14 protein-coding genes are annotated in these 14,890 nt (G+C 74.0%); 4 read left to right on the top strand and 10 right to left on the bottom strand.

From position 1 onward, the window contains the following. Positions 1-5: 5 nt before the first annotated feature. Positions 6-1,004: an acetylxylan esterase gene (locus tag J7I94_RS13195; RefSeq protein ID WP_215167264.1), complete on the top strand. Its 999-nt coding sequence runs from the start codon at positions 6-8 to the stop codon at positions 1,002-1,004. After that, positions 994-3,258: an FAD-dependent oxidoreductase gene (locus J7I94_RS13190; RefSeq protein WP_215167263.1), complete on the top strand. Its 2,265-nt coding sequence runs from the start codon at positions 994-996 to the stop codon at positions 3,256-3,258. Before J7I94_RS13195 ends, J7I94_RS13190 begins: the two co-directional genes overlap by 11 nt. 20 nt (positions 3,259-3,278) lie before the next feature. On the opposite strand, the gene J7I94_RS13185 is transcribed toward J7I94_RS13190, so the two are convergent. Both J7I94_RS13185 and J7I94_RS13180 read right to left on the bottom strand, forming a co-directional pair. Further along, positions 3,279-4,205, bottom strand: coding sequence for a M56 family metallopeptidase (locus J7I94_RS13185; protein ID WP_215167262.1), 927 nt, complete (start codon positions 4,203-4,205; stop codon positions 3,279-3,281). 6 nt (positions 4,206-4,211) lie between these two features. Continuing rightward, positions 4,212-4,595, bottom strand: coding sequence for a BlaI/MecI/CopY family transcriptional regulator (locus J7I94_RS13180; RefSeq protein WP_215167261.1), 384 nt, complete (start codon positions 4,593-4,595; stop codon positions 4,212-4,214). 185 nt (positions 4,596-4,780) lie between these two features. Between J7I94_RS13180 and J7I94_RS13175 the strand changes: the two genes are divergently transcribed. Then, a complete protein-coding gene (locus J7I94_RS13175) occupies positions 4,781-6,082 on the top strand; it encodes a phytase (RefSeq protein ID WP_215167260.1) in 1,302 nt (433 codons plus the stop codon). A 30-nt stretch (positions 6,083-6,112) separates the two neighbouring features. On the opposite strand, the gene J7I94_RS13170 is transcribed toward J7I94_RS13175, so the two are convergent. The 3 genes from J7I94_RS13170 to J7I94_RS13160 form a co-directional block, all read right to left on the bottom strand. Beyond that, positions 6,113-7,774 (bottom strand): hypothetical protein, encoded by a 1,662-nt coding sequence (locus J7I94_RS13170; RefSeq protein WP_215167259.1) that lies wholly within the window; start codon positions 7,772-7,774, stop codon positions 6,113-6,115. Positions 7,775-7,866: 92 nt separating this feature from the next. After that, positions 7,867-8,559, bottom strand: a complete 693-nt coding sequence (locus tag J7I94_RS13165; RefSeq protein ID WP_215167258.1) for a lytic polysaccharide monooxygenase — start codon at positions 8,557-8,559, stop codon at positions 7,867-7,869. A 190-nt stretch (positions 8,560-8,749) separates the two neighbouring features. Further along, entirely contained in the window at positions 8,750-9,763 is a 1,014-nt protein-coding gene (locus J7I94_RS13160) for a zinc-binding dehydrogenase (protein ID WP_215167257.1), read from the bottom strand. A 100-nt stretch (positions 9,764-9,863) separates the two neighbouring features. Here J7I94_RS13160 and J7I94_RS13155 point away from each other — a divergent pair, with 100 nt between their 5' ends. Then, the gene (locus J7I94_RS13155) at positions 9,864-10,460 is read left to right on the top strand and encodes a TetR-like C-terminal domain-containing protein (RefSeq protein ID WP_215167256.1); all 597 of its coding nucleotides are present in this window, start codon (positions 9,864-9,866) and stop codon (positions 10,458-10,460) included. A gap of 79 nt (positions 10,461-10,539) precedes the next feature. Here J7I94_RS13155 and J7I94_RS13150 read toward each other — a convergent pair whose 3' ends face one another. From J7I94_RS13150 to J7I94_RS13130, 5 genes are all read right to left on the bottom strand, one after another. Next, positions 10,540-11,340, bottom strand: coding sequence for an ABC transporter ATP-binding protein (locus tag J7I94_RS13150; protein WP_215167255.1), 801 nt, complete (start codon positions 11,338-11,340; stop codon positions 10,540-10,542). Beyond that, positions 11,337-12,293, bottom strand: a complete 957-nt coding sequence (locus tag J7I94_RS13145; protein ID WP_215167254.1) for an ABC transporter ATP-binding protein — start codon at positions 12,291-12,293, stop codon at positions 11,337-11,339. The genes J7I94_RS13150 and J7I94_RS13145 overlap by 4 nt, the downstream gene beginning before the upstream one ends. Beyond that, the gene (locus J7I94_RS13140; protein ID WP_215167253.1) at positions 12,293-13,138 is read right to left on the bottom strand and encodes an ABC transporter permease; all 846 of its coding nucleotides are present in this window, start codon (positions 13,136-13,138) and stop codon (positions 12,293-12,295) included. Before J7I94_RS13140 ends, J7I94_RS13145 begins: the two co-directional genes overlap by 1 nt. Further along, positions 13,135-14,088, bottom strand: coding sequence for an ABC transporter permease (locus J7I94_RS13135; RefSeq protein WP_215167252.1), 954 nt, complete (start codon positions 14,086-14,088; stop codon positions 13,135-13,137). The genes J7I94_RS13140 and J7I94_RS13135 overlap by 4 nt, the downstream gene beginning before the upstream one ends. A 7-nt stretch (positions 14,089-14,095) precedes the next feature. Continuing rightward, positions 14,096-14,890 (bottom strand): ABC transporter substrate-binding protein (locus J7I94_RS13130; RefSeq protein ID WP_251075089.1); only part of this gene is annotated, 795 nt, incomplete at its 5' end.

Below are 14,890 nucleotides of genomic sequence, written 5' to 3'. Positions count from 1 at the left end.
CCAGGGTGGCCCATTTCGACCTGCCACTGGACGAGCTGCGCGGCTACCGGCCCGCGCTGGCGGAACCGGACGACTTCGACGCGTTCTGGCGGCGGACGTCCGAGGAGACGCGCAGACATCCGCTGGACGCCCGCTTCCGCCCGCTCGACCTGCCGCTGAGCGCCGTCCAAGCGTACGACGTCACGTTCTCGGGTCACGGCGGCCACCCGGTCAAGGCCTGGCTGCTCCTGCCGGCGCACGTCCAGGGGCCGCTGCCCGCCGTGGTCGAGTACATCGGCTACAACGGCGGGCGGGGCCTCGCCCACCAGCACCTGCGCTGGGCCGCCGCCGGCCACGCCCACCTGGTGATGGACAACCGCGGCCAGGGCAGCGGCGCCTTCTCCCCCGGGCACACCCCGGACCCGGAGGGCAGCGGCCCGGCCCAACCCGGCCAGCTGACCCGGGGGATCGAAGACCCGCGCACGTACTACTACCGGCGGCTGTTCGCGGACGCCGTGCGCGCCGTGGAGGCCGTCCGCTCGCACCCCCGTGTGGACGCCGCCAGGGTCGCCGTGACCGGGGTCAGCCAGGGCGGCGGGATCGCCCTGGCCGTCGCCGGGCTCGTCGACGGCCTGACCGCCGTCGCCGCCGACGTGCCGTTCCTGTGCGCCTTTCCCCGGGGCGTCACCCTCGCCGACCAGGGACCCTACCGGGAGATCGCCCGCTATCTCGGTGCCCACCGGGACCGCGCCGAACGGGTCTTCACCACGCTCTCCTACTTCGACGCCGTCCACTTCGCCGCCCGGGCGACGGCGCCGGCCCTGTTCTCGGTGGCCCTGGAGGACCGGACCTGTCCGCCGTCCACGGTGTTCGCCGCCCACAACGCCTACGCGGGCCGGGACCGGACCATCCAGGTCTACCCCTTCAACGACCACGAGGGCGGCGGCCCCTTCCAGACGGAGGCCCAGCTGCGCTGGCTGCCGGCCCGGACCGCCGCACACCAGGAGCAGACCCATGCGCACTGAACACGTCAGCCACGACATCACCGTGATCGGCGGCGGACTGGCCGGAGTGTGCGCGGCCGTGGCCGCGGCCCGGCTCGGCCGGCGCGTGGCGCTGGTGCACAACCGGCCGGTGCTGGGCGGCAACTCCAGCAGCGAGGTGCGCGTGTGGGTGTGCGGTGCCACCGCGCACGGTGTCCAGCGGTACGCCCGGGAGACCGGGATCATGGGGGAGCTGTACACCGAGAACCAGTTCCGCAACCCCGAGGGCAATCCCTACTACTGGGACCAGGTCGTCCTCGACGCGGTGCTGGCCGAACCGCTCATCGACCTGTACCTGAACACCGACGTGCGCGAGGTGGCGGCGCACGGTCCCGACGACGCGCGCACGGTGCAGTCCGTCACCGGCTGGACCCAGGGATCGGAGCGGCACATCACCTTCACGGCGCGGCAGTTCCTCGACTGCACGGGCGACGGCCTGGTCGGGTACCTGGCGGGGGCCGCCCACCGCATCGGCCGCGAGGGCCGCTCGGAGCACGGCGAGCCGTGGGCGCCCGAGGAGGGCGACGGCGAACTGCTGGGTTCCACGATCCTGTTCCACACCAAGGACGCGGGCCGGCCCGTGAAGTTCGTGCCACCCTCCTACGCCAAGGACCTGACACAGACGCCGATCCTGCGCAACCGCGTGCTGCGCACCGGGGACAACGGCTGCGACTACTGGTGGATCGAGTGGGGCGGCGAGCTGGACACCGTCCACGACAACGAGCGCATCCGCGACGAACTCCAGTCCGTGATCATGGGGATCTGGGACCACATCAAGAACTCCGGCCGGTTCGAGGCCGACACCCTCACCCTGGAATGGGTCGGCTCGCTGCCCGGCAAACGCGAGTACCGCCGCTTCGTGGGCGACCACACCCTGACCCAGCAGGACATCCTGGAGCAGCGGCAGTTCGAGGACCGGGTCGCCTTCGGCGGCTGGTCCGTCGACCTGCACCCCGTCGCGGGGATGTACGCCGAGGGCCCCGGAGCACGCCAGCGGTATGCCGACGGCATCTTCCACATCCCGCTGCGCTGCCTGTACTCCGTCAACGTCGACAACCTCCTGTTCGCCGGCCGCAACATCTCCGCCACCCACATCGCCTTCGGCGCCACCCGGGTCATGGCCACCTGCGCCACCCTCGGCGAGGCCGCGGGGACCGCCGCCGCCCTGTGCGTCCGCGACGGCATCACCCCCCGACTCCTCGCCCGCCGGCGGCCCGGCCTGCTCACCCAGACGCTGCTGCGCCAGGACGCCTCCGTCATCGGAGTGCGCAACACCGACGAGGCCGATCTCGCCCGCGCGGCCACCGTCACCGCCTCCTCCACCCTCACCCGGCCGGCGGCCGGACCGGACGGTGAGCCCTACCCCCTGACCAGGGACGTGGGACTGCTGCTGCCCGTGGACCCGGCCCTCGATTCCGTACAGCTCCTGGTCTCCGCGGAGCACGCGTCCGACCTGACGGTGGAGCTGTGGGGCACGGGACTGCCGGAGAACGCCGTCCCCGTCGAGCGGCTGCTCACCACCACCGTGCGGGTGCCCGCCGGGGGGCCGGACTGGGTCACGGCACGGCTCGGCCACCGGCCGGCCGCCCCGGAGAACGTGATCGTCGTCGTCCGTGCCGCGCCCGGCGTCGCGCTCCGGCTCACCGACGAACGCGTCCCCGGCGTCCTGGCCCTGCGGCGCAGGGCGGACGGGGACCCGGCGGTCGATCACGACATCCCCGAGGAGGAAGGCCAGCGCGTGCTGGAATGGCAGGCGCGCGGGCTGCGCCGCCGGTCCTTCTGCTTCGGGATGACGCCGGACAGCCGGGCACTCGCTCCCGAGAAGACCGTGGGGGGCTACCAGCGCCCTTACGGAGGGCCGCAGATGTGGTCCTCGACCGCCCTCGCCGACCCGGACCGCGCCGAGCAGTGGCTGCGGCTGGACTGGGAGACCCCGCAGGACCTGCGGTCGGTGCGGCTCGTCTTCGACGACGACGTGGACGAGTACCTCAACAACCTCCACCGGCACCGCACGCCGTACGAGGTCATGCCGGAACTGGTGCGCCACTACCGTCTGCAGGCGCTGGACGCGCGGGACGTCTGGCGGACCGTGGTCACCGAGCGGGACAACCGCCGCCGCCACCGCGTCCATCGCTTCGACGGGGACGGCCTGCGCGGTGTCCGTGCCCTGCGGCTACGGGTCGACGCCACCCACGGCGCACGGCACGCCCGGGTGGTCGCCGTGCGCGCGTACTGAGCGCCTCGGCACCGGCCTCGTCAGAAGGCCGCCCGGAAGATCAGGAACATCGTCACCGTCGCGTTCGCGGACGACATCACGGACGCGGCGGTGCCCGCCGCCGCGGCCCACGCCGCCAGGCCCACCGAGGTGAAGACCGACGGGCGGCGGCGCGCCACCGGGGCGGGCCCGAGCAGGGCCGCCACCCGGCGCGGCACCGGGCCCGGCGCGGCGAGGCCGGCCAGGGTGGCGACCGGGGTACCGCGGGAGACGAGGGCCGCCTTGCCGATGGCGGTGGCCACCGCCCGGCGGCTGCCGGTGACCCGGGCGGCCTCCTCGTCGGCCCAGCGCTCGGCGGTGTACGCCACCGCCGTGCGCAGCGGTCTCAGGAACGGGTTGGCCAGCGCGGCGAGCCGGACCGCGAGCAGGAAGCGGTGGTGCCGGCCGGTCAGGTGGGCCCGTTCGTGGGCGAACAGGGCCCGGCGCTCGGCGGGTTCGAGCCGTTCCAGCAGGGCGGTGGTGACGACCACCCGGTCGCGCCGGCCGCCGGGCAGCGCGTAGGCGTAGGGAACGTCGTCCGGCAGGACGGCCACCGAGGTGCCGGGGAGTCCGGCCAGCGCCTCGTGGGCGCGGCGGCGCACCCGGCCGTGCCGCCACAGCGCACGCGCGCAGGTCACGACGACGGCGCACAGCGCGGGGATGGCCGCCTTGCCGGCCACCTCGTCGAAGGGGACGGCGGCCCGCACCTCCGGGTCGGACCAGCCGTCGGGCAGCGGGTTGCCGGGGAGCTGGGCGGTGCCGACCACCATCACCAGCCCCAGGCAGACCGTGCTGCACAGCGCCATCACCGCGGCCACGGCGGTCAGCAGCCGGGTCGCGGTCCGGGGGTGCAGATGCTGTTCGGCCAGGCGGGCGACCGGCCATGCCGTCAGCGGCAGGACCAGCGGGAGAAAGACGAAGAGCCCCATGAGGCGTCAGTCTTCCCCTTCGTCGCGGGACTGCCCCAGCAAGTCGCGCAGCAGCCGCTCGTCGTCGGGGTCGAGGCCGGTGACGAAGCTGGCCAGGACGGCCTCGCGGTCGCTCTCCCCGTCCAGGACCTTGCGCATCTTGCGGGCGGCCAGGCCCGCCTGGTCCGCCGCGGGGGTCCAGGCGAAGGAGCGGCCGGCCCGTTCCCGGGTGACCGCGCCCTTGTCCAGCAGCCGGGTCAGGATGGTGATGACGGTCGTGTAGGCGAGGCCGCCGCCCAGGCGCTCCTGCACCCAGCCGGCCGTCGCCGGGCCGTCCGCCTCGGCCAGCGCCGACAGCACCAGCGCCTCCAGTTCGCCCTGCCCCCTGCGGGGACGCGGGTGATCCGCCACGGTCCGTCTCCCTTCCGCCGCCGTCCGTTTCCCGAGGCGCCATCGTATAGACGCCGCGGCGGGGCGCGTTCCGTTCCCCCTCCGGACATCGTCCCGTCACCGGGAGAACGTCCGGCCGACCCCCTGCGCCACCAAGATCACAGAACGTTCCGTGTTGTCATGTCTCCGACCTACGAGGAGTACCGGTGAGGCACCCCTTCGGACGGCTGGCCGTCTCCGTCCTGACCGCGGCCGCCGTCGTCCTTCCGGCCGGCCCGGCTGTCGCGCGGCACGGCCGGGCCGCGGCCCTGCCGACCGTACACCCCCGCGCCGAGACGGCCCCGCTGAGCGACGACGAGGCCGGCGGCAACGCCGACGCGGACGACCCCGCGATCTGGCGGAACGCGGCCGACCCGGACCGCAGTCTGGTCGTCGCCACGGCCAAGGAGGGCGGGCTGCGGGTCTACGACCTCGACGCGCGGCTGGTGCAGTCGATCGCGGCGCCGGCCGGTCCGACGCCCGAGGACGCGCCCGGCCGCTTCAACAACGTGGACCTGGTGCACGGCGTGAAGCTGGGCACCGGCCGCGCCGACCTCGCGGTCACCACCGACCGCGGCAACGACCGCCTGCGGATCTACCGTATCGACCCCTCCTCCCCCGCCGGTCCGCTGACGGACGTCACCGACCCGGCCGCAGCCCCGGTGTTCTCCGCCGGCCAGGCCGAGATCAACGAGGAGCGCACGGCGTACGGCCTGGCCACCTGGACCGACCGCTCGACCGGCCGCTCCTACGCCCTGGTCAGCCGCCGCGAGCGCACCACCCTCGCCCTGCTGGAGCTGACCCCCACCGCCTCCGGCACCGTCGGCTACCGCGAGGTGCGCACCCTCGACCTGCCGTCCTCCTTCCGCCTGCCCGACGGCACCTCCTGGTCGCCGTGCGCGGAACCGGACGAACTCCCCCAGGTCGAGGGCATGGTCGTCGACCCGGCCGACGGCGTCCTGTACGCCGGTCAGGAGGACGTCGGCATCTGGCGGCTGCGCGGCGACCTCACCGGCACGCCCCGGCTGCTGGACAAGGTGCGGGAGTACGGGGTGCCGGGCACGTACGACGAGAGCACCGAGGAGTGCGTCGCGGGCGCCGACCCCGGCTACGGCGGCACCCGGATCTCCGCCGACGTCGAGGGGCTGACGCTGCTCCAGGAGGACGACGGCGACGGCTACCTGTTCGCCTCCAGCCAGGGCGACGACTCCTTCGCCGCGTACGACCGCGAGACCGGCGACGGCAACGAGTACGAGGGCGGCTTCCGGGTCACCGCCGCCTCGGCCGCGCTGGACGGCTCCGAGGAGTGCGACGGGGCGGCGGTGCTCGACCAGCCGCTCGGGTCGCGCTACCCGCAGGGGCTGCTCGTCGTGCAGGACGGCCATGACGCCCCCGGGGACGGCGAGACGGCCGTCACCAACTTCAAGTTCGTCGACCTCGGGGACGTGAAGGACGCCCTCGACGACTGACGGCTGCCGTCGGGCGCGTGACAGGTGCCGTCAGGCGCAGCAGGAGTGCCGGTCGAGGCGGCAGAAGCAGGACGCCTCGACCGGCACGTCCGCCAGCGCGGTCGCCGTCCGCAGTTGCTGGGCCACGATCCGGGCCTCGCCGTCCTTGCCGAGCCGCACCAGGCACTCGTGCAGTCCGTGCAGCGCCCAGACGTTGCCGGGGTGCTGGAGGGCGCGCGGCAGGGTGTCGTCCAGGCCCAGGTCGGCCCGGTACACCGCCTCGGCCTCCGCCACCCGCCCCTGTTCCAGGAGCAGGGCGCCGTACGCGTGCCGGGTGGGCTGCATCCAGCCCCACGGCTCGTCGTACGGGAGGCCGTCGTCCAGTTCGACGGAGCGCCGGAGGGCCGCGAAGGCGGCGTCGCGGTCGCCCTTGCGGTACTCCAGTTCGCCGTCGAGCATCGCGGAGGCGATGGCGAGGAGGTCGGCGCAGGTGTTGTTGAACAGGGTGCGGGTGGCGGGCACGCGCGCGCGGGCCTCCTGGAACAGCTCCCGCTCGCGCTCCGCCTCGGTGACGCGGCCGGTGGCGGAGAGGGCCACCCCGCGCGCGTAGCGCAGCATCGCGGTCGTCACGCAGTACAGCCGCGGGTCGGCGGGCAGCGGCAGGGCGAGGATGTCCGCCCAGCGGCCGAACCGGATCAGTACGTGCGCGCGCAGGGCGAGGAAGCCCTCCAGCCAGTCGGCCATCGGCGGGCTCTCCACCCGCAGCAGCTCCTCCGGGATGGACGCCTCCAGGCGGTCCACGGTCTCCAGGGCGTCCTGGAAGCGGCCGAGGAACATCGCGCCGTAGACCTTGAAGTGGTGGTCGTGCGACCGGTAGAGGGTGTAGAAGTTCGTCGATCCGGCCCGGGCCCGGTACTTCTCGTCGGCGGCGATCGCCGCGGTGTTGTCCGAGATCACGCGCCGGTAGTCGCCGCACAGGACCTCCAGGTGCGAGGGCATGTGCAGCAGGTGCCCGGCGTCGGGGACCAGGTGGCGCAGCCGGTCGGCGACGGTCAGGGCCGCCTCGGGGGTGGGGGACATCTCCATCAGGTGGACGTAGAAGTGCGCGACGCCCGGGTGGTCGCGGCCGGCCTCGGTGGCGAGGGCGCGGTCGAGGACCGCCTTGGCCTCCAGGGTGCGGGCCCCCTCGGCCGGGCGGCCGGTGCGCAGGTCCCACAGCCGCCACGGCGTCAGGTTCATCAGCGCGTCGGCACAGAGGGCGGCGACGTCCAGGTCGTCGGGGGCGAGTTCGTGGACGGCGTACATCGCGTCGGCGTACGGCGGGTTCCACACCGCGCAGTCCTCGACGGCCTCGGCCCTCGGGTAGCGGGCGCGCAGGGCGCCGATCAGCGCCTGCTCGACGGGGGTGGCCGCGCCGGCCTTCGCGTGGGCGCGCTCCACGGCGGCGTGGGTCCGCTCGACCGTCAGCGCCAGCTCCCGGTCGTCGAACGCCTCCCAGGGCTTGTTGTAGTTGGGCCCGAGCGCGTAGGCGATGCCCCAGTGCGCCATGGCGCAGTCCGGGTCGGCCGCCGCGGCGGCCTCGAAGCAGGCGACGGCCTCCTCGTGGTGGAAGGCGTACGTCCACACCAGGCCCCGGTCGAACCAGGTCTGGGCCTCGCGGGACGTCGTCGTCACGGGCCGGCCGTGGGTTCCCAGGTCGTAGTAGTCGTCCATGCTGGACGTATAGCGCACGGCACGGGCGGGACCGCGGTGTTCCGGCACAAGTGCGCCGCATCGTGTACGGCCCCGCCCGCCGGGCACCGGGCTCAGGTGAAGTTCACGTCACTGCACAGGAAGTACGTCTGGTCCATGTGCGACGCCTGCCAGATCGTGTACACGACGTGCCGGCCGCTCAGGCCCGAGGTGCTGACCGGGATGTCGTAGGTGTTGGCGGGGGCGTACTTTCCGGTCTGGGCGACGAGTTGGAGGCTGCTCCAGGTCAGGGGCTGGGTGGCGGGGTCGAAGCCCTGCTTGGTGACGTAGACGAGGAAGTAGTCCGCGCCGTGGCTGGCCTGGTCGTACAGGTGGACGGTGAAGTCGTCGGTCGCGATGTCCGTGGTCTTCCAGGCGCCCACCGCGTCCAGGGCGTTGTACCGGCCGCCCTCGGTCCGGCCGCCGCTGCACAGCTGTCCGTCGGGGACGACCGCCTGGAAGTTCCCGGCGGAGCCGTTGCGGTACAGGCCGTTCCAGTTCCACATGGCGTTGGGGTCGGCCTGCCACGCCTGCCAGCACATGGGGTCCTGCTCGGCCATGTCGGGGTTCTGGAAGTCGCTGCCCCAGCGCAGCCAGCAGCCGTAGTTGCGGGAGGCGGGGTCGACGACGGAGCCGTGCGCGACGGCGGTGCCGCTCCAGGGGATCAGGGCGAGCAGGGCGGCGGCGAACGCGCTGAGGGCGAGCGTCAGGACGCGGCGCCGCCCGCTCCGCGACACGATTTCCATGTCGGGCTCATGACAAGTCATGATCTCCTTCTTCCGGGTGGGGGGACCGATGGAGGGGGTGCGGGAGCGCCCGTGTGGGAGCGCTCCCAATGTGCTCCTGACGCACAGGTTGCGCCCTGCGAAACACGGCCGCAACATTCCTTTGCGCCAGTTCCGGCGACGCGTTGGCGTGTTCGACGCGCGTGTTCGACAGGGCGCGGTCCAGACGCCCTCAGGGGCGCAGGATCAGCCGGATCGGGTCACCTTCCTTCGTCTCCAGCCGCGCGACCGCCTCGGCGGCCTCGGCCAGCGGCAGTACGCCGCTGATGGACTCGGAGAAGTCCAGCCGGCCGCCCTCGATCAGCCGCAGCAACTGCGGCAGCGCCACCGGCATGTCGGAGCCGTAGTGACCGAGGATGCGCTGCTGGAGGTAGCTGAAGCGGGTGCCGTCGGTGACGGTGAGCGGCTTGTCCGTCAGCCCCGCCAGGACGAGGCGGCCCTTGGGTGCGAGGACGGAGACGGCCTGCTCGCGCACGGCGGGCACGCCCGCGAAGTCGAAGGCGGCGGCGATCCCGGCCCCGCCGGTCGCCTTGCCGACGGCCTCGCGCAGGCCGGGGTCGGCGGAGTCGAGGGCGAGGTCGGCACCGGCGGCGAGGGCGCGGGCGCGGGCGACGGGGTTGGGGTCGACGGCGATCACCGGGCAGGCGCCGACGGCCCGGAGCAACCGCACGGCGTGCACGCCGAGCCCGCCGGCCCCCCAGACGCCGACCGCCTCGGCGGGCCGGACCGCGCCGGTCTCGGTGATCGCGCCCCACGGCGTGGACACCGCGTCGGGGATGATCGCGCCCTGGTCGAAGGGGATGGCGTCGGGCAGCAGGGTCAGCGCGTCCGCGGCGGACAGGGCGTACTCGGCCCAGCCGCCGTCGTAGTCGACACCCCTGGTGTACGTGACGCCGTCGCGGACCTCACCCGCGTACAGGACCACGCGCTGCCCGGGCGTCCAGGCGGTGACGCCCTCGCCGGCCTCTGCGATCGTGCCGGACACCTCGTGGCCGAGGGTCACGGTGTCGCCCCGGAGGAACAGCGGGGTGAGCGTGCCGTCGATGAGATGGACGTCGGAGAGGCAGACCCCGGCCGCCTCCACCTTGACCAGCACCTCACCCGGACCGGGCTGGGGGCGGGGCACCTCCTCCAGCCGCAGGGTGCGGCTCGGGACATGCAGACGGGCGGCGAGCATCCGCGCCATGACAGGACCTCCTCGGTACGGCGGCGACCCCACGCGTATCGCAGGTCGTCTTGCGTTGACCGTACACCCAACGCAAGCCGAGTTGCTTTAGGCTGGAGCGATGACCGCGCCGAAGGACTCCCCCGTTTCCGCCGCCCCGCCGTTGCGCCGACGGGGGGAGCCGGTGCGGCAGGCGGTGCTGGCCGCCGCGGTGGACCTGTTGTCGAGCGAGGGCCTGGCGGGGGCGACGGTCGCCGCCGTCGCCCGTGCGGCCGGGGTGCACGAGACGTCGGTCTACCGCCGCTGGAAGACCCGCGAGAACCTGATCCTCGACGCACTGACCGAGGGCCTGGACTCCGCCCTGCCGATCCCCGACACCGGGCGGCTGCGGGACGACCTGCTGGCCTTCTTCACCCAGTTGGCCCGGCTGCTCGCCACCCCGCAGGGGCAGGCCCTGCTGCGGCTGAGCGTCGAGCGCGACGACACGCTGGACGACCGGCGCGGCCCGTACTGGCGGGACCGGCTGGACCGCGCGGTGGTGATGGTCCGGCGTGGTGCCGAGCGCGGTGAGCTGGCCCCCGGCACCGATGCCGGTCTGCTGATCGAGGCGGTGAGCGGGCCGCTGTTCGTACGGGCGCTGCTCAGCGGGGCGCCGCTGGACGAGGGGCTGGTGGCGGGGCTGGTGGAGCTGGCGCTGGACGGGGCGCTGCCTCGCTGAGGGGCGTCCGGCCGCACAGGGCCGACGCCCGCTCCGCACTCCCGCTCAGGGACGCCCGGCACGCTGAGGGATGCCCGGTTCAGACACGCGCCGGTACCGCCCGCTCCGGGTCCCAGCCCTCGCGGGGCACGGCGGCCAGCAGGAGCCGCGTGTACGCGTGCGCCGGATCGGTGAGGACCCGGGGTGTGGGTCCCTGCTCCACGACGCTCCCCCGGCGCATGACCAGTACCTCGTCGGTGATGTGCTGGACGACGGCCAGGTCGTGGCTGACGAAGACCAGGGCGACGCCCGTGTCCCGGCGGACGGTGTCGAGGAGTTGGAGGATCTGCGCCTGGATCGACACGTCCAGGGCGGCCACCGCCTCGTCCAGGACGAGGACGCGCGGCTCGACGGCGAGCGCCCGTGCGATGGCGAGCCGCTGCCGCTGGCCGCCGGAGAGCCGCCGGGGCCGGGCGCCGGCCTCCCGCTCCCCGAGGCCGACGCGTTCCAGGAGGTGCGCCGCGAGGGACTCGTCCCGGCCGTGCAGGCGCAGGGTGGTGCGCAGGCACTGGGCGGCGGTGAGGCGCGGGTCGAGGGAGACGTACGGGTCCTGGAACACCATCTGGACCTCGCGGGCCCGGGCCAGCCGGGCCGTCTTGCGGCGGGGAACGCCGGGTGACCTGGGGCGGCCGTCCACGGTGATCGTGCCGGCGTCGGGCCGGACCAGGCCGACCAGCATCCGGGCGACGGTCGTCTTGCCGGAACCAGACTCCCCGACGATGCCGAGGGAGCCGCCGGGCGCGACGGTGAACGTCACGTCGTCGGCTGCGGTGAGCCGGCCGCGCCCGGGGAGGGGGTAGGTCTTGCGCAGCCCGGCGACGGCGAGGGCATCGGTGGTCACGGGATCCTCCTGGACACGGCGTCGGTCATGGCGGCCGGGACACGACGGCAGGCGGCCACTCCCCCGTCGGGCAGTTCCACGGCCTCCGGGCGCCAGGTCTCGCAGGCAGGCTCGGCGCCCGGGCAGCGGGACACGAACGGGCAGCCGGGGAAGGCGTCGCCCAGGGACGGGGGCCGGCCCGGGATGGGCGCGAGCGGGCGGGCGGTGTCGCCGAGGGCCGGTGAGCAGTCCAGCAGGCCACGGGTGTAGGGATGGGCGGGGGCGCCGAAGAACGCCTTCGCCGTCCGTTCCTCCACGACGCGTCCGGCGTACATCACGTACACGCGGTCGCAGTAGGCCGCCGCGAGGTGCAGGTCGTGGGTGATGAACAGCAGCCCGGCGCCCTGTTCGGCGCGCAGGGAGCGCAGCAGGGCGAGGATCTCCGCCTGCGTGGTGACATCGAGGGCGCTGGTCGCCTCGTCGGCGAGCAGCAGCCGGGGGCGGGCGGCGAGCGCGCCGGCGATGACGACGCGTTGGAGCATTCCGCCGGAGAACTCGTGCGGGCGCTGCCGCAGCCGTCGTTCCGGGTCGGACAAGCCGACAGCCGCCAGGAGTTCCACCGCCCGGGCCCGGTCGGCGCCGCGTTCGCGCAGGAAGTCACCGACGCGGCGGACGGGGTTGAGGGCGGCGCGCGGGTCCTGGTGGATCATCGCGACGGTACGGGCGCGGTGGCGGCGCAGGTCCTCGCCGGTGAGGGCGAGGACGTCGGCGTCGTCGACGCGGACCGTGCCGGTGGCGGTGGCCGCGCCGGGGAGCAGGCCGAGGGCGGCCTTGGCGGTGGTGGACTTGCCGGAGCCGGACTCGCCGACCAGGCCGACGACCTCGCCCGCGGCCACGCGCAGGGTGACGTCGTCGAGGACGGGCCGGGCGGTGCCGGGCAGCCGGACCGTGAGACGGTCGAGGGTGAGCAGCATCAGGCGGCCTGCCTTCCGAGCCGGTCGGCGGCCCGGACGCCGACCACGTTGAAGGAGACGACGACCAGGGCGATGGCCGTGCCGGGCACCAGGGCGGGCAGCAGCGCGCCCTGGACGACGGCGGCCTGTCCCTCCTGGACCATCAGCCCCCAGTCGGAGCTGGGCGGCTGGGCGCCGAAGCCGAGGTAGGAGAGGGTGGCCAGGGACATCAGGGCCTCGCCGAAGAGGACGACCAGGTAGCCGACGACCGCGCGGGCGAGGTTGGGCACCAGGTGCGCGGCGCAGATCCGGGCGCCGCCCATGCCCTGGACGCGGTAGGCGTCCACGTACGGCTTGCGGGACTCGGCGAGGGCGAGGGAGCGGGTGTACTTGGCGACCGTCGGTGTGTACGCCAGGCCGAGGGCGAGGACGGACGTGGTCATGCCGGTGCCGAAGACGGCGATGATCAGGACGGTGAACAGCAGGCCCGGGAAGGCGTACATGACGTCCGTCAGCCGGGAGACCAGGGCATCGGTCCAGCCGCCGCGCCAGGCGGCCAGCACCCCGAGGGTGACCCCGAGGAGCGCGGCCAGGGCGAGCAGCAGCACGGGCGCGACGAGGCTGGAGCGGGCGCCGTACAGGACCCGGGAGAGCAGGTCCTGTCCCGAGGAGTCGGTGCCGAGGAGGTGGTCGCCGCCGGTCCCGGCGAGGGAGGCGGACAGGTCGATGGCGTCGGGGGCGTAGGGCGCGAGCCAGGGGGCCAGGAGGGCGGCGAGCACCACCAGGACGAGGAGCCCGGCGGCCACGGTCACGCCGAGGGGGCGGCGGTCGCGTACCCGGACGGGGGTGAGGGTGAGCGCGGTCATGCGGTGCGGGCCTCCTGTTTCACACGCGGGTCGAGGAGGGGGTGGAGCACGTCGACCAGGGTGGTGACGGCGATGTATCCGGCGACCATCAGCAGCAGCACGGCCTGTGCGACGGGGAAGTCGTGGGTGTTGATGGCGCCCACCAGCAGCGAGCCGATGCCGCTGATGCCGAACGCGGTCTCCACGACCACGGTTCCGGCGAGCATGCCCGCCATGACCAGACCGCACATGGTGATGATCGGCCCGAGGGCGTTGCGCAGCACGTGCCGGCGGACGATGTCCCGTTCCGGCAGGCCCGAGGCGCGGGCGGCCTCGACGTGGTCGGAGGCGGCGGCCTGTGCCATCGCCTGCCGGGTGACCCGGCTGATGATCGCCAGCGCGCCGAGCGCCAACGACAGGGCGGGCAGTGTGAGATGACGCAGCGTGCCGCCGAGTCCCGTCCCGCCGCCGGTCACCGGGAACCAGCCGAGCTGTACGCCGAACAGCGACACCAGCGCGATCGCGGCGACGAACGACGGCACGGACGCGGCCAGCGTGGTGGCGCCGACGACCGCCGAGTCCACCCACGTCGACTGCCGTACGGCGGCCAGGACTCCGGCACCGACACCGAGGACGACGAAGAGCACGGTGGCGTAGGCGACGAGTTGGAGAGTGGTGCCGAGGCGGGCGGTGATCAGGTCGGCGACCTGGTCGCCGTACTTGAAGGAGCGGCCGAGGTCGAAATGGAGGCAGTCGCCGAGCCAGCGGCCGTACTGGACGACGAGTGGTTCGTCCAGGTGGTACTGGGCCCGGACGGTGGCCAGGCGCTCGGGGGTGAGCCTGTCCCGGCCGCCGGCGAGGAAGACGGCGGGGTCGCCGGGGGCGGCGTGGACCGCGGCGAAGACGACGAAGGAGGCGGCGAGCAGCGTGGCCAGGAATCCGGCCAGGCGCCGCGCGATGCGGACGGCCATGGCGTTCTCAGCCCTTCTTCGCGCCGAGGTCGGCGGCCCACGGGTAGTAGAGGTACGCCTGGGAGGCGGGGGCGCCGGTCAGCTTGTCGCTGAGGACGAGGGCGGTGGGCACCTGGGCGACCGGTATCCACACGGCGGCCTCGGTGAAGCGCCGCTGCACGTCGACGGCGAGGGCGGCGCGTTCGGTGTCGTCGAGGGTGGACAGGGCCTGGTGGACCTTCTGGTCGTAGGCGGCGTCCTCGAAGCCGACCCAGTTGTTGGAGGAGCCGGAGAGGCCGTTGTCGTAGAAGCCCATGGGGTCGGACTTGGAGATGTACCAGTCGCCGGCCAGGACGTCGATGCCGGCGCGGGCCTGCGGGTCGCTGTAGAACTCCTCGAACTGGGCGGTCGGTACGGTCTTGACGGCGGCCTCGATCCCGATGCGCTGCAAGGCGGCGCGTACGGCGTTGGCGACGACCGTGCGCCCCTGGCCGGCGTCGGTGCCGATCACGACCGGGCCGGTGGGGGCGCCGGCCTCCTTGACGAGCCGCTTGGCCTCGGCGAGGTCGTCGGCGTCGGGCGAGGCGGGGGCGAGGGCGTCCAGCTTCTTCTGGGCGGCGGCGAAGGTGTCCTCGGCGTAGCCCCAGGAACCGGAGCCGACCGGGGTGGCCCAGGGCTCGACCAGACCGCCGTAGCCGGACTTGGCTATGCCCGCGCGGTCCAGGGAGAGCGACAGGGCGCGGCGGACGCGGGGGTCCGTCAGGCCGCCTCGGTCGGTGGGAATGAGGTCGAGGGTGGCGGTGGACGGGCCGTAGTACTGGTC

Origin of the sequence: Streptomyces sp. ISL-12 (assembly GCF_018614415.1) — a bacterium.
Lineage (GTDB): Bacteria > Actinomycetota > Actinomycetes > Streptomycetales > Streptomycetaceae > Streptomyces.
This window is presented reverse-complemented; position numbering and strand designations above follow the sequence as displayed.

Excerpts from the sequence above, each read along its gene's own strand:
- J7I94_RS13145 (WP_215167254.1), bottom strand. The coding sequence starts at position 12,293 with ATGCTGCTCACCCTCGACCGTCTCACGGTCCGGCTGCCCGGCACCGCC.
- J7I94_RS13155 (WP_215167256.1), top strand. The coding sequence starts at position 9,864 with ATGACCGCGCCGAAGGACTCCCCCGTTTCCGCCGCCCCGCCGTTGCGC.
- J7I94_RS13140 (WP_215167253.1), bottom strand. The coding sequence starts at position 13,138 with ATGACCGCGCTCACCCTCACCCCCGTCCGGGTACGCGACCGCCGCCCC.
- J7I94_RS13185 (WP_215167262.1), bottom strand. The coding sequence starts at position 4,205 with ATGGGGCTCTTCGTCTTTCTCCCGCTGGTCCTGCCGCTGACGGCATGG.
- J7I94_RS13190 (WP_215167263.1), top strand. The coding sequence starts at position 994 with ATGCGCACTGAACACGTCAGCCACGACATCACCGTGATCGGCGGCGGA.
- J7I94_RS13160 (WP_215167257.1), bottom strand. The coding sequence starts at position 9,763 with ATGGCGCGGATGCTCGCCGCCCGTCTGCATGTCCCGAGCCGCACCCTG.
- J7I94_RS13135 (WP_215167252.1), bottom strand. The coding sequence starts at position 14,088 with ATGGCCGTCCGCATCGCGCGGCGCCTGGCCGGATTCCTGGCCACGCTG.
- J7I94_RS13170 (WP_215167259.1), bottom strand. The coding sequence starts at position 7,774 with ATGGACGACTACTACGACCTGGGAACCCACGGCCGGCCCGTGACGACG.
- J7I94_RS13165 (WP_215167258.1), bottom strand. The coding sequence starts at position 8,559 with ATGACTTGTCATGAGCCCGACATGGAAATCGTGTCGCGGAGCGGGCGG.